This is a genomic window from Roseovarius halophilus (ex Wu et al. 2025) (assembly GCF_047086965.1).
Genome location: NZ_JBKOTX010000155.1, coordinates 1 through 13447, shown reverse-complemented (window position 1 = coordinate 13447; position 13447 = coordinate 1). Strand labels below are relative to the sequence as shown.

General features: G+C 66.6%; 15 protein-coding genes. 7 read left to right on the top strand and 8 right to left on the bottom strand.

Annotated features, from left to right (window positions below):
• Nucleotides 1-207: endonuclease/exonuclease/phosphatase family protein (locus tag ACH107_RS23835; protein ID WP_412507974.1), on the bottom strand; the 207-nt coding region annotated here is incomplete at its 3' end.
• Nucleotides 208-248: 41 nt separating this feature from the next.
• Here ACH107_RS23835 and ACH107_RS23830 point away from each other — a divergent pair.
• Nucleotides 249-896: a hypothetical protein gene (locus tag ACH107_RS23830; RefSeq protein ID WP_310690932.1), complete on the top strand. Its 648-nt coding sequence runs from the start codon at nt 249-251 to the stop codon at nt 894-896.
• A 112-nt stretch (nt 897-1008) separates the two neighbouring features.
• Here the strand turns inward: ACH107_RS23830 and dctP are convergent, their stop codons facing one another.
• From dctP to ACH107_RS23800, 6 genes are all read right to left on the bottom strand, one after another.
• Nucleotides 1009-2070 (bottom strand): TRAP transporter substrate-binding protein DctP, encoded by a 1062-nt coding sequence (gene dctP, locus ACH107_RS23825; RefSeq protein ID WP_412507973.1) that lies wholly within the window; start codon nt 2068-2070, stop codon nt 1009-1011.
• 29 nt (nt 2071-2099) lie between these two features.
• Nucleotides 2100-3668 (bottom strand): TRAP transporter large permease, encoded by a 1569-nt coding sequence (locus ACH107_RS23820; RefSeq protein ID WP_310690930.1) that lies wholly within the window; start codon nt 3666-3668, stop codon nt 2100-2102.
• On the bottom strand, nt 3668-4264 hold the full coding sequence (locus tag ACH107_RS23815) for a TRAP transporter small permease (RefSeq protein WP_412507971.1): 597 nt from the start codon (nt 4262-4264) through the stop codon (nt 3668-3670). Before ACH107_RS23815 ends, ACH107_RS23820 begins: the two co-directional genes overlap by 1 nt.
• A 118-nt stretch (nt 4265-4382) precedes the next feature.
• Nucleotides 4383-4868, bottom strand: coding sequence for a flavin reductase family protein (locus ACH107_RS23810; protein WP_412507977.1), 486 nt, complete (start codon nt 4866-4868; stop codon nt 4383-4385).
• Between the two features lie 25 nt (nt 4869-4893).
• Nucleotides 4894-5778, bottom strand: a complete 885-nt coding sequence (locus tag ACH107_RS23805; protein WP_412507975.1) for an aldo/keto reductase — start codon at nt 5776-5778, stop codon at nt 4894-4896.
• Nucleotides 5778-6935 (bottom strand): LLM class flavin-dependent oxidoreductase, encoded by a 1158-nt coding sequence (locus ACH107_RS23800; RefSeq protein ID WP_310690928.1) that lies wholly within the window; start codon nt 6933-6935, stop codon nt 5778-5780. Before ACH107_RS23800 ends, ACH107_RS23805 begins: the two co-directional genes overlap by 1 nt.
• A gap of 130 nt (nt 6936-7065) precedes the next feature.
• Between ACH107_RS23800 and ACH107_RS23795 the strand changes: the two genes are divergently transcribed.
• Both ACH107_RS23795 and ACH107_RS23790 read left to right on the top strand, forming a co-directional pair.
• On the top strand, nt 7066-7806 hold the full coding sequence (locus ACH107_RS23795) for a GntR family transcriptional regulator (RefSeq protein ID WP_412507969.1): 741 nt from the start codon (nt 7066-7068) through the stop codon (nt 7804-7806).
• Nucleotides 7807-7811: 5 nt separating this feature from the next.
• Entirely contained in the window at nt 7812-8894 is a 1083-nt protein-coding gene (locus ACH107_RS23790; RefSeq protein WP_412507968.1) for a Gfo/Idh/MocA family protein, read from the top strand.
• A 23-nt stretch (nt 8895-8917) separates the two neighbouring features.
• Here ACH107_RS23790 and gap read toward each other — a convergent pair whose 3' ends face one another.
• Entirely contained in the window at nt 8918-9919 is a 1002-nt protein-coding gene (gene gap, locus ACH107_RS23785; RefSeq protein WP_310690925.1) for a type I glyceraldehyde-3-phosphate dehydrogenase, read from the bottom strand.
• Nucleotides 9920-10223: 304 nt separating this feature from the next.
• On the opposite strand from gap, the gene ACH107_RS23780 reads away from it, so the two are divergent.
• From ACH107_RS23780 to modC, 4 genes are all read left to right on the top strand, one after another.
• On the top strand, nt 10224-11165 hold the full coding sequence (locus tag ACH107_RS23780; protein ID WP_412507967.1) for a DUF808 domain-containing protein: 942 nt from the start codon (nt 10224-10226) through the stop codon (nt 11163-11165).
• A 123-nt stretch (nt 11166-11288) separates the two neighbouring features.
• Nucleotides 11289-12068, top strand: coding sequence for a molybdate ABC transporter substrate-binding protein (gene modA / locus ACH107_RS23775; protein ID WP_412507966.1), 780 nt, complete (start codon nt 11289-11291; stop codon nt 12066-12068).
• Nucleotides 12061-12765, top strand: coding sequence for a molybdate ABC transporter permease subunit (gene modB, locus ACH107_RS23770; RefSeq protein WP_310690922.1), 705 nt, complete (start codon nt 12061-12063; stop codon nt 12763-12765). Before modA ends, modB begins: the two co-directional genes overlap by 8 nt.
• Nucleotides 12758-13447: molybdenum ABC transporter ATP-binding protein (gene modC / locus ACH107_RS23765; protein WP_412507965.1), on the top strand; the 690-nt coding region annotated here is incomplete at its 3' end. The genes modB and modC, both read left to right, overlap by 8 nt.

The following is a 13447-nucleotide window of genomic DNA, read 5'->3' as shown; positions in this document are numbered from 1 at the left end:
GCGCAGCCCGGTTTGCGCCTCGATCGCGTCGAGGGGCAGGGCGGCGGGGCGGCGGCCCATCCGGTGGTCGGCCTCCTGCAGGGCGACGATATCCGCCTTGAGCGCGGCGATGGCCGACAGCACGCGCAGCGGGTCGCGCCGCAGATCGCTGCCCAGCCCGGCGCGGATGTTGTAACTGCCCAGTCTGAGGGGTTCGGTTCCTGTCATGCCTCCTATATAGGGCAGGTCAGACCTGTTTCGGAGGCCCCATGATGCGCCCGCGCGGCCCGCTGCTGGTCCTGGTGATCCAGGGCGTCCTGATCGTCGAGATCCTGACCGGCCTGGCCACCGGCCAGTGGATGCCGGTCTTCGTGGCCGCCTCGACCCTGGTGCTGACACTCGCTCCGGCCCGCTTTGCGCGGTTCTTTGGCCTGGAACTGCCGGGCTCGATCCTCTCGGCCATCGCGATCTTCCTCTTCGCCACGCTCTTTCTGGGCGAGGTCGCGGATTTCTACGAGCGGTTCTGGTGGTGGGACGTGGTGCTGCATTTCCTCTCGGCGCTGGCCATCGCGGCGATGGCCTTCCTGATGATCTTCATGCTCTTCGAGGGGGACCGCTACGCCGCACCGCCCTGGGCGCTGGCGGTGCTCTCGGCGGCGGTGGCCCTGTCCATCGGGGCACTGTGGGAGATCTTCGAATACGCCATGGACCAGGTCTTCGGCATGAACATGCAGAAGTCCGGGCTGGACGATACCATGACCGACCTTATGATCGACACCCTGGGCGCGGCACTGGGGGGCTTTTCGGGATTTCTGTTCCTGAAGGGGCGCCAGTCCGGCGGGGTCGGATCGGCGATGTCGGAGTTCATCGCGCTGAACCGGCGGCTCTATCGCAAGCTGCGCGACAGGGCGGAATAGGCCGGGGCGGGCCTCTGGCCTGTCGGCCACCCGGGTCGTGGTTGGCCGCGACGCGCCCGCGAACGAAAAAGGGCCGCCCCAGGGGCGGCCCTTTCGCGAAACCTGACGGGTCCTACTCGAGGTTTTCGTCGTAGACTTCGGCCAGTTCGGCCTCGGCCTCGTCCACGGCTTCCAGCATGGAATCGAGGATCCGGTCACCGCCATCGACGTTCTCGCGGAACCAGTCCTGCACCGGCGCGGCGGCCTCGGCGAACATGGCCTTTTCCTCCGGCGTGGGCACGTAGAGATCACCGCCGCCCTCGACAAAGGCGTTGTAGGCCTCGATCGACTTGCGCTTGGGCGAAGCGAAGGTCGCCTGCTGCAGGGCGTAGAAGCCATCCATCACGACGCGGCGGTTGGTCTCGTCCATGTCCATGAACGTCTCGTTGTTCATCCACCACAGCGCACCCATGTAGGCGTGGCCGTCGAGGGTGAGGTATTGCAGCCCCGCATCTGGGAACTTCATGCCCATGATGTCGGTGATGCCGTTCTTGGAGCCGTCGACAACGCCGGTCTGGAAGCTGGTGAACAGCTCGGGCCAGGGGATCGGCGTGGGCGAGGCGCCCAGGGCCTTGACCAGTTCCTGCGGCAGGTCGGCGACCACCGTGCGGATCTTCAGGCCTTCCATGTCCTCGGGCGTCTGGATGCGGCGCTGGGTGTTGGCGAAGTTGCGCCAGCCGCCGGTGTTGCCGATGGTCATCAGGCGGATGGTGTCGCCGGAATCTTCCAGCGCCATGTCACGCATGGTGCGCACGAAATCCGAGCGCAGCACGCGCTCGGCCACGCGGTCGTTGGCCATGAGGTAGGGCAGGTCGAGCACCTGCACATAAGGGAAGATCCCCGCCGCGCCGCCAGAGGTCGAGATGTAGATGTCGATGGACCCTTCGGAGACGCCCTCAAGGCATTCCGCCCCGGTCGAACACAGCTGCGTGCCGATGAAGAGCTCGACCTCGATGGCGCCGTTCGAGGCGGCCTCGACATAGTCCTTGAAGACGATGAGGCCGTCATAGTCCTCGTCGTTCTCGTTGGAATTGGCGGTGGCCCGCAGGGTGATCGTCTCATCCTGCGCGGCGGCCGGCAGGGCCGCGATCGAGGCCGCCGTGATCATGGCGGCGGTGACGAGATGTTTCAGCATTTGGTTTTCCTCCCGTTTTGCTGGTCGTGTCAGTTGATCTGTGGCTCTGGGCTTATGCAAGCCATGTAGCCGATCTCGGGCGGGCATCCGAGGAAGCCCGTGAGATAGGGAACCGTCATCGAAATTTGTGGAATGTAGGTGATCAGGAAGATCACCGCGATTTCCACCGCCAGGAAGGGCAGGATTGCCTTGGCGATGGTCTCGACCTTTTCGCGACTGACCGTCGAGGCCACGAAAAGCACGAGCCCCATGGGCGGCGTGGCCAGCCCTACGGTCAGGTTGATCGACATGATGATGGCGAAATGGACCGGGTGCACCCCCAGTTCCACGAAGATCGGCCCCAGGATCGGGCCCAGGATGATGATCGCCGGCCCCGCGTCGAGGAACATGCCCACCACGAAAAGCAGGATGTTGATGAGAAACAGAAGTATTAATGGATTTTCACTCAGGCCAAGGATGATGTCCGTCAATATCTGCGGCGCGTATGACAGCGACACGACAGTCTTGAAGGCCACCGCCGCCCCCACCAGAAGCAGCACGGCCGAGGTCGCCAGCGCCGAGCGTTGCAGCACCGCGATCAGGTCGCGGATCGACATCGAGCGCAGCACGAAAAAGCTGACGACGAGGGCGTAGAAGACGGCGATGGCGCTGGCCTCGGTCGGCGTCATGACCCCCACGAGGATGCCGCCCAGGATGATGATCGGGGTCTGAAGCGGGGCCACGGCCTTCTTGCAGACCAAGCGGAAGTCATGGCCGACCTTGCCGCGGTAGTACATCAGGAGGCCGTGCGCGAAGACCAGCATGACGGCGAAGACGATCCAGAGGTTGACCGCATGGATCTTGTCGCCGTTGGCATCCAGCGTGGCCAGCCCGAGCCGCACCGACAGGCCCGAGTAGATCGCCATCAGCAGCCCGGCGATGTTGATCCGCAGCAGCGCGAAGCTGACCCAGTGTTCGGTGGGGCTCATCGACAGGTCCGAGCGCACGATGCGTTCGGCCTTGGGCAGGTCATAGCGGTCGGCCAGTAGCCGCACCACGAGCATCAGCCCGACCCCCACGAGCACACCCGGCACGATCCCGGCCAGGAACAGCGCGGCGACGCTTTCGCCCATGACATAGGCATAGATGATCATGATCCCCGACGGAGGAATGATCGGCCCGATCACGGAACTGGCGGCGGTGATGGCGGCGGCGAACTTGCGGGTATAGCCGTTCTTTTCCATCGCCGGAACGAGGGTCGAGCCCAGCGCCGAGGTATCGGCCACGGCCGAGCCCGACAGACCGGCAAAGAGAATCGAGGACAGGATGTTCACATGGGCCAGCCCGCCGCGCAGGTGGCCCATGATCGCCTGCGAGAATTCCACCAGGCGGATGGTGATGCCGCCACGGTTCATGATTTCGCCGGCCAGCATGAAGAAGGGCAGCGCCATCAGCGGGAAACTGTCCATCCCGTTGTAAAGGTTACGGTAGAGCACCGAGAGCTGGCGCGCCTGGTCGTCGACCACCAGCAGGCCGAAGGGCGCGGCCAGCAGGGCGAAGGCCACCGGCAGGCCGATCATGATCAGGATCAGGAAGAGCGGAAGGAACCAGATCAGCATCAGTCGGCCCCCGCCATCTTGTCACTGCTCAGATCGCTCAGCCGATCCTCGCCGCCCAGAAGCGTGATGATGCCGCGCAGGATCAGCTCGAGATTGACCAGGATCAACAGGTTCACCCCGACCCAGAGCCCGGCATATTGATAGCTGTTGGCGAACTTGTTGCCACATTTGCCAATCTCGATCGCGAAGGGCCAGCGCAGCGAGGACGAGCAGCCCCGCCCCGACAGGCTGTCGACGTGATTGTTCAGGCCCTTGTCCCAGGCGATCACCAGCACCCAGAGCGCGATGAACAGCAGCCCCAGCCCCAGCAGCGTGGCCAGGGTCCGGGTCAGGGCGCGTTCAAGCATGTCGATGGCCACGAACCCGCCCTGGCGATAGGCGATCGGGGCCATCAGGCCGGTCATCCAGATCATGCCGAACCGCGCGCCTTCCTCGGTCCAGTTGGGCGCCTCGTTCAGGGCGTAGCGGAAGAAGACCTGTCCCAGGATCAGGCAGACCATGACGGCCAGCGCGATTACCGCGATCACCCGACCCAGGGCCAGGATACCGGTGTTGAGCCGTTCGAGCGGCCAGAGCACCCCTAACAAAACCGCCATGGCGGTCCCTCCTCCCTGTTGTCGGGGCCGGGATGGCCCCTTTTTTCGGGCCGGACATTCTTGTGGTCCGGTCCCTGCGGCGCGGCCCCCCTCCCCGGGGCCCGCGCCACGGGTCAGGTCAGCCCTCGGTGCCGACGAAGCGCCCCCCCTGGAACAGAAGTGGCTGGCCGTCGCGGAAGAACGCGTGATTCACGCGGCCCACGATGATCACATGGTCGCCCGCATCATGCGCCGCGTCCAGAGTGCATTCAAAGCGCGCAAGGCAGCCGTGGATATTCGGCACGCCGTTGTCGCCTGTGATCCAGTCCAGCCCGTCGAAGGCATGCTTGTCCCGGGTAAAGCCGTCGCAGACCGCGCGCTGGTGATTGTCCAGAACATGGATCGCGAAATGCGGGGCCTGGTGGAAATAGGCGAACCGCTTGGAGGCCTTGGCCGGCGACCAGAGCACCAGCGGCGGCTCCAGCGAGACGCTGGCAAAGCTGTTGGCGGTGATCCCCACCGGCCCGTCGGCGCTGGGCACGGTGACCACAGTCACGCCGGTGGCGAAACTGCCGAGGGCATCGCGGTAGGCGCACGGGTTCTCGTCCGGGGCGAAACCGTTCATGTCATGTTCCCAATTGCCATCCATGTCACGGCACCTCGTCGCCGAGTGCTGCGGTGTAAAGTTCGAACCAGGTCTCGCGTGTCATGTCCACGTCAAGCGCGTCCGAGAAGCGCTTGATGCGACTGATATTGTTCGTGCCCATGACCGGCATGATGCGCGCGGGATGCGCCAGCAGCCAGGCCACGGCCACGGCGGCGCGGTCCACGTCCTGCGCGGTGGCGACCCGGTCCATGGCGCGGCCCAGCGCGTCATCGGCCGTCATCAGGGCGCCGCCGCCCAGCGGCGACCAGGCCATGGGCGGGATGGCGCGTTCATGCAGATAGGCCATGTCGCCGTTGCTGAAGGCCTGGTGGGCGCCCAGGCTCAGCTCGATCTGGTTGGTGACCAGTTTTGTCGTCATGGCCGATTGCAGCAGCGTCCAGTCGTGCAGCTTGAAGTTCGACACGCCCACGGCGCGCACCTTGCCGCTGGCCACGACCTCGTCCAGGGCCGCGCCGGTCTCGTGATGGTCCATCAGCGGATCGGGACGGTGGATCAGCAGCAGATCGATCTTGTCCAGCCCCATCAGGCGCAGGGAATGGTCGACCGAGGCCAGGATATGCGCGCGGCTGGTGTCGTAGTGTTTTACCGATGCATCGGCATAGCGGCCCATGGGCGCGACGATATCGCACTTGGTAACGACCTCGATCCGGTCCTTGAGCGCGGGTGTCAGGCCCGCCCCCAGGACCTCTTCGGCCATGTAGCCGCCGTAGATATCGGCCTGGTCCATGGTTGTGATGCCCTGGTCCAGGCAGGCCTCGATCTTGGCCTGCACATGGGCGGGTCTGGTGTCGCTGTCGTCGCCCAGCCGCCACATGCCGTAGACGATGCGGGACAGGGACAGATCGGGTTGCAGCTCGATACGGTCCATCATTTGCGGCTCTTTCCCGAAAGGGGGGTGTCTGGGGTTTCGCGGGGCACGCGCCCGTATTCCTGGGGCAGCGAGCTTGTCTCGAGGTGTGGCATGACCAGCCGACCGAAATGCTCACATTCGTCGATATGAGGGTATCCCGAGAAAATGAAAGCGCGAATGCCCATTTTCTTGTAGTCCTCGATCTCGCTGAGCACCTGGTCGGCCGAGCCGACGATGGCCGCGCCGCAGCCCGAACGCGCCCGGCCGATGCCGGTCCAGAGATGACGCTCGACATAGCCGTATTTGTCGGCCAGTTCACGGGCGCGGGCTTGGTGGCTGACCCCGAGCGAGCCGGAGTCATGCGCGCGTTCGCGGATCAGCTGCCCGTATTCGTCGTCGAGTTTCGACACAAGGCTTTCGGCGTAGTCGCGGGCCTCGGCCTCGGTGTCGCGGACGACGACATGCACGCGCAGGCCATAATCCAGCGTCCGGCCATAGCGTTCGGCCACCGCGTTCACGTCCTTCATGCGCTGGGCGATCTGTTCCTTGGGCTCGGGCCACATCAGGTAGGTGTCGCAGTGCTGGCCACACAGTTCCAGCGCGGCCGGCGAATAGCCCCCGAAATACAGAAGCGGGCCGCCGTTCTGCTGATAGGGCCGGGCCGGGTCCGTGGGCAGGCCCTTGAAATTGTAGATTTCGCCCTCGTAGTCGATCTCGTCGCGGGTCCAGCACTGCTTGAGGATCTCGACCACCTCGCGCGACCGCTGGTAGCGATAGTTGCTTTCGGCCGTTTCGCCGGGAAAGTCCGACGAGATGATGTTCAGCGTCAGCTTGCCCTTGGCCATGTGATCGAGCGTAGCCACGGTGCGCGCCAGCATGATCGGATGCATCTCGCCGCAGCGGATCGCGGCCAGCATGTTCATGCGCTCCAATTCGGGCAGCATCCCGGCCACGAAGGACAGCGTGTCCTGCCCGACCTGGTAGGACGAGGGGGCCAGGATGTTGCGGAACCCCTGTTTCTCGGCTTCCAGCGTGATGTTGCGGCAGTGTTCCCAGGTGGGGGCCAGCGCGCTGTCTGGCACGCCCATGTAACGGTAGTCATCCCCGCAGAGCGCCGAGAACCAGCTGACCTCCGGCGCGTCGAGGTCGGGCGACGTGATGGGCACGACGGTCATTTCGGCCTTCCTCCTTGTTCGCCCCGGATTCGGCGGGGCATTTGCCCTTGCGTAGCACTCGGGGATTGATGCATCAATAGTGTATCAATTTCACGGCCCCCGGGATCGACGGGGCAGGGAGGACACGGGAATGGCCCGCGACGGTTCGGGGGAGCCCGCCGAAGGTGGACCCTCGGCGGCGCTGCCAAAATACGTTCAGATCAGCGAAATGCTGATCCGCGACATCGCTGCGGGGCGGCTGGGCGACGGCACCCGCCTGCCGCCCGAGCGCGAGATGGCCGAGGCCATGGGCATTGCTGTCGGAACGCTGCGCAAAGCCTTGGGTGTCTTGTCAAAAAAGGGCCTGATCGAGCGCGTTCACGGGTCGGGAAACTACGTGCGGGCACGGGCGACGGTTTCTTCGGTCTATGCCATGCTGCGGCTGGAACGGATCGGCGGCGGGGGTCTGCCGACGGCGGCGCTGCTCTCGGTCGAGCGGCACCCGAAACCCGGCGCCGCGCCCGCCTTCGGCCCCTCGGATCAGGGGTGGCGGTTCCGGCGGCTGCGTTTTCTCGACGACCGGCCCGCCGCGCTCGAGGAAATCTGGCTGGACGGCGCCTGTGCAACGCATATACGCCCGGCGGATGTCTCGGAATCGCTCTATCTCTTCTACCGCGAGCATCTGGGGCTGGTCATCATGAGCGCGACCGACAAGGTTAGCCTCGCGCCCGTGCCCGACTGGGGCGCGGCGCGCTTTCCGATGCCCGCGGGCGCACTGGCGGGCTACGTCGAACGCATCGGCCGCGACCCGGGCGGGCAGGCCGTCGAATTCTCCCGGACGTGGTTCGACCCGTCCGAGGTCATCTACATCAGCAGGCTGGGCAAGGGATAACAGGCATGATCAACTATGGCATCATTGGCTGCGGCATGATGGGGCGCGAGCACATTGACAACATCGGTCTGCTGCCCGAGGGGCGCGTGGCGGCGGTCTATGACCCGGTGCCCGATCTTGCGGCCAGCGCCGCGTCGCTGGCGGGCACGGCCGAGGTCTGTGCCACGCTGGACGAGCTGATCCTGCACAGCCAGGTCGAGGCCCTGGTGATCGTCAGCCCCAACAACCTGCACGTCGCGCAGCTGCGCCGCATCCGCGACCTGCGCCCGCTGCCGGTGCTTTGCGAAAAGCCGCTTTTCACCGATCCGGGCGACGCGGCCTTCCTGGGGGACCTCGCGACCAGCTATCCCGCGCCGATCTGGGTGGCCATGGAATACCGCTACATGCCGCCCATCGCGGCCCTGCTGCAACAGGCCGAGCATGCGACCGGCGGGATTTCCATGCTGACGATCCGCGAACACCGCTTTCCCTTTCTGCCCAAGATCGGCAACTGGAACCGCTTCAACACCAACACCGGCGGCACGCTGGTGGAAAAGTGCTGTCATTTCTTCGACCTGATGCGCCTGATCCTGGACGACGAGCCGGTGCGCGTCATGGCCAGCGCGGGCCAGACCCTCAACCACCGGGATGAAACCTACAATGGCCGGGTGCCGGACGTTTGGGACAACGGCTATGTCCTCCTCGATTTCAAGGGCGGGGCGCGGGCCATGCTGGAACTGTGCATGTTCGCCGAAGGGTCGAAATACCAGGAAGAGATCAGCGCCGTCGGCCCCAAGGGCAAGATCGAGGCACTGGTGCCCGGGCCGGGCCGGTTCTGGCCCAAGGCGCTGGGTGATGCGCCGGTGCCGCAACTGATCATCAGCCCCCGCGCCCCCAAGGGCCCGGTGGTCAGCGAGGTGCCGGTGGACCCCAAGCTTCTGGCGGCAGGGGATCACAACGGGTCGACATTCTACCAGCACCAGCGCTTCAACGCGGTGCTGCGCGGCGAAGGTGCGCCCGAGGTGACCCTGGCCGACGGCATGGCGGCCGTGCGCATCGGCCTGGCCGCGCAGGAAAGTGCGGAAGCGGGGCAGGCGGTGGCCCTGTAGGGGCTGGCGGGTGGCCCGCCGGATCAGATCAGCCGCCCCATGTGGCCGGCCACGTCGGCCATGCGTGCCGAAAAGCCCCATTCGTTGTCATACCATGCCAGCACGCGGACACTGCGCCCGCCGACGACCTTGGTCTGATCCGGCGCGAAGATGCTGCTTTGCGGCGTGTGGTTGAAGTCGACCGAGACCTTGGGTTCGGGATCATAGGCCATGACCATGCCGATGTGCCCGGCGCAGGCTTCGGCGACGATCCCGTTGACGTCTTCGACGGTGACGTCCCGCCGGGCCTCGAAGGTCAGATCGACGCAGGAAACATTGGGCGTGGGCACGCGCATGGCGGTGCCGTCGAGCTTGCCGGCCATCTCCGGCAGCACCTCGGAGAGGGCCTTGGCGGCGCCGGTCGAGGTCGGGATCATCGCCATGGCCGCGGCGCGGGCGCGGTAGAGATCCGTGTGCCGGCGGTCCAGCGTGGGCTGGTCGCCGGTGTAGCTGTGGATGGTGGTCATGAGCCCGCGCTCGATCCCGATCCCGTCGTTGAGCACCTTGACCAGCGGCGCCAGGCAGTTGGTGGTGCAGGACCCGTTCGAGACCATGCGGTCCTCGATGTCGAGCATGCGGTGGTTGACGCCATAGACGATGGTCCGGTCCACGTTGGCCGCCGGGGCCGAGATCAGCACCTTGCCCGCGCCGCGTTCAAGGTGGACGGCGGATTTGCGGCCGTCGTTGAACTGCCCCGTGCACTCCAGGACGACATCGCAGCCCTCCCAGTCCAGTTCCTGCGGGTCGTAGGTCGACATGACCGCGATGCCGCCGCGCCCCAGGTCCAGCTTGCCGTCGATCACATCGACCGGCCCGCCGAACCGCCCGTGCACGCTGTCATAGCGCAGCAGGTGGGCGTTGGTCTCGATGGGGCCGGTGGCGTTTAGCTTGACGACCTGCACGTCGTTACGGGCGGCCTCTGCGATATGGGCCAGGGTGCAGCGGCCGATGCGGCCGAATCCGTTTATGCCGATGGTGACGGTCATGGGGGGCTCCTCGGGGAAATGTCGAGGCGGTTTGTACGTGGTGTTCAGTTGTATACCAATCGTGAAAATGGCGCTTTGCCAGAAGGTTAGCGATAACACGTCCGGCTCGGCCGAAGTTTGCGCTAACGCCGGGGCCGCGGCTGTCCGAGCGTTTCCGCTAACTGCGCATCCCGCCCTGCAAGGTTGGAGGTGGTGGAGAATCGGTCCGTCGGGAGGGCCGCATGCGCGTGAAAGCTGCCAAGCCGACCTTGCAGCCGCACTCCGGACAGGTGAGAGTGTCGGGGACAACACCGGGGAATGCCTGATGAGTGGACTTTTGGCCCTTCTGGACGATGTCGCCGCGATCGCGCGGCTGGCGGCCAGCAGTGTGGACGATGTGGCGGGCATGGCGGCCAAGGCCGGCTCCAAGACCGCCGGTGTGGTGATCGACGACGCGGCGGTGACACCGAAATACGTGCAGGGCCTGGACCCCAAGCGCGAGTTGCCCGTCATCTGGAAGATCGCGCGGGCGAGTTTCTTCAACAAGCTGGTGATCCTGCTGCCCGTGGCGCTTGCGCTCAATGCCGTCGCGCCCTGGCTGATCACGCCGCTGCTGATGCTGGGCGGCTTCTACCTGTGTTTCGAGGGGGCAGAGAAGGTCCACCACTGGCTGTTTCCGCACACCGATGCCCAGGTCGAGACCGACCTCGACGTGGGCGACCCCGTCCACCTGGAGGAAAAGCGCGTCCGGGGCGCCATCAAGACGGATTTCATCCTGTCGGCCGAAATCATGACGATTTCGCTGGCCGCGATCCCCGAGGGGACCTTCTGGCTGGAGGCCGCGACGCTGGCGGTCGTGGCCATCGCCATCACCGCCGCGGTCTACGGATCGGTCGCGCTGATCGTGAAGATGGACGACATCGGCCTGGCGCTGGCCTCCGAAGGCCGCACCGGGCTGAGCCGGGGCCTGGGCCGGGGTCTGGTCAAGGGGATGCCCCATGTCATGAAGCTGCTCTCGATCGTGGGCACGGTGGCCATGCTCTGGGTCGGCGGGTCCATCCTTGTCCATGGCACGCATGATCTGGGCTGGCACCTGGCCTATGACACGATCCACACCGTGGCGGCGGCGGTCTCTGACGGCGGCTTTGCCAACTGGGCGGTCATGGCCGGGGTGGACGGGCTGATCGGACTGACGGTCGGTTTGCTGCTGATCCCGGTTGTGGGCCGCGTGACCGCCGTGCTTTCGGGCGGCTCGGTTGTGCACTAGCGAAACGCAGCGGCAGATGGCCTGCCGATCCGAGACCGGGCCGGGGGAGGGGAATCAGGCTTGACCTATCGTTCGTGGCCTTGCGACACGCTTTGGCGACCACAGCCCCACGGAGGGAACCCGATGACCTGTCCGCCCCTGGCCAGCGCGGGCGCGCTTGCCCTTGCTCTTGCGGCCCCCGCCGCGGCCACCGCGGAGGAAATCACCGTCTTCGCCGCCTCCAGCCTGACCAACGCCATGGCCGAGGTCGAGGCGGGGTTCGAGGCCGCGACCGGGCACGAGGTCACCGTTGCGCTGGCGGGGTCCTCGGCCCTGGCCCGCCAGATCCGGCAGGGCGCGCCGGCGGATGTCTTTGTCTCGGCCAATTCCGAATGGATGGACGCGCTGGCGGTCGACGGCCTGCTGGCGCCGGACACGCGGGTCGACCTGCTGTCGAATGCCATTGTCCTGATCGCGGCGCAGGAGGACGCTGCCCCCGTCGAAATCGGCCCCGACATGGACCTGCCCGCGCGGCTGGGTGAGGGGCGGCTGGCCATGGCCCTGGTCGAGGCGGTCCCGGCCGGTCTCTACGGCAAGGCGGCATTGACCGCGCTGGGCCAGTGGGAGGCGGTGGCGCCGCAGGTCGCGCAGGCAAACAATGTGCGCGCGGCGCTGGCGCTGGTGGCGCTGGGCGAGGCGCCCTATGGCATCGTCTATGCGACCGATGCGCGGGCCGAACCGGACGTTTCGGTCGTCGGCACCTTCCCCAAGGGCAGCCATCCGCCGGTCGTCTATCCCGCCGCGGCCCTGGCGCGCAGCGACAGCCCGCTGAGTGCCGCGTTTCTGGCCTATCTGCGTGGCGCCCAGGCTCGGTCGATCTTCGAGGCCGAGGGTTTCACCGTACTGGCCCCGACGCATGACTGACTGGCTGACCCCGGCGGAATGGGAGGCGGTGCGCCTCTCGCTGCGGGTGGCGACCTGGGCCACCCTGGCCATCCTGCCGCCGGGCGTGTTCGTGGCCTATGCGCTGGCCCGCTGGCGCTTTCCGGGGCGCGAACTGCTCAATATCGCGGTGCACCTGCCGCTGATCATGCCGCCGGTGGTCACGGGCTATCTGCTGCTGCTGGCCTTCGGAACCCAGGGGCCCATCGGCGCGCTGCTGGACCGGGCCTTCGGCGTGACCTTCGCCTTTCGCTGGACCGGGGCGGCGCTGGCCTCGGGGGTGATGGCGTTTCCCTTTCTGGTGCGGGCGGTGCGCCTCTCGATCGAGGCGGTGGACCCGAAGCTGGAACAGGCGGCGGCCACGCTGGGGGCCAGGCGGCCTTGGGTCTTTCTGACCGTGACGCTGCCGTTGATCGTGCCGGGCATCGTCGCGGGCACCGTGCTGGCCTTTGCCAAGGGCATGGGCGAGTTCGGCGCCACGATCACCTTCGTTTCGAACATCCCCGGCCAGACCCAGACCATCCCGCTGGCCATCGACCTGGCGCTGGAAACCCCGGGCGGCGGCGCCCGGGCGGTGCGTCTGGCCCTGTTCTCGATCACTCTGGCCGCGCTGGCGCTGGCGCTGTCGGAATGGGTGTCGCGGCGGGTTGCGGCGCGTGTCGGGGGACGCGATGCTTGAGGTTTCGCTGAAACAGGCCCTGGCGGATTTCACGCTCGATGTGGGGTTCGAGGCCCCCGCCGGGCTGACCGTTCTGTTCGGCCGGTCGGGGGCGGGCAAGACCAGTATCGTCGACGCCGTGGCGGGGCTGTCGCGGCCGCAGTCCGGGCGCATCGCGCTGGGCGACCGGGTGCTTGTGGATACCGACCGGGGCCTGTTCGTGCCGCCCGCGCGCCGGCGGGTCGGCTATATTTTCCAGGAGGGGCGGCTGTTTCCGCATATGACCGTACAGCGCAACCTGGCCTATGGCGCCCGGTTCGCGCCCCGGGATGCGCGGCCCGAGGACATGGGCCGCGTCGTGGAAATGCTGGGCATCGGCCCCCTGCTGGACCGCCGCCCCGGTGCCCTGTCGGGCGGTGAAAAGCAACGTGTGGCCATCGGCCGGGCCTTGCTGGCTGCGCCGCAGCTGATCCTGGCCGATGAACCCCTGGCCGCCCTGGACGAGGCGCGCAAGGCGGAAATCCTGCCCTATTTCGAACGGTTGCGGGACGAGGTCGAAGTGCCGATCCTCTATGTCAGCCATGCCGCCTCCGAGGTCGGGCGGCTGGCCACCAGTGTCGTCGTGCTCGAACAGGGCCGGGTGCTGCGCCAGGGCCGGGCGGCCGAGGTGCTGGGCGACCCGGCGGCCCTGCCCACCGGCCCG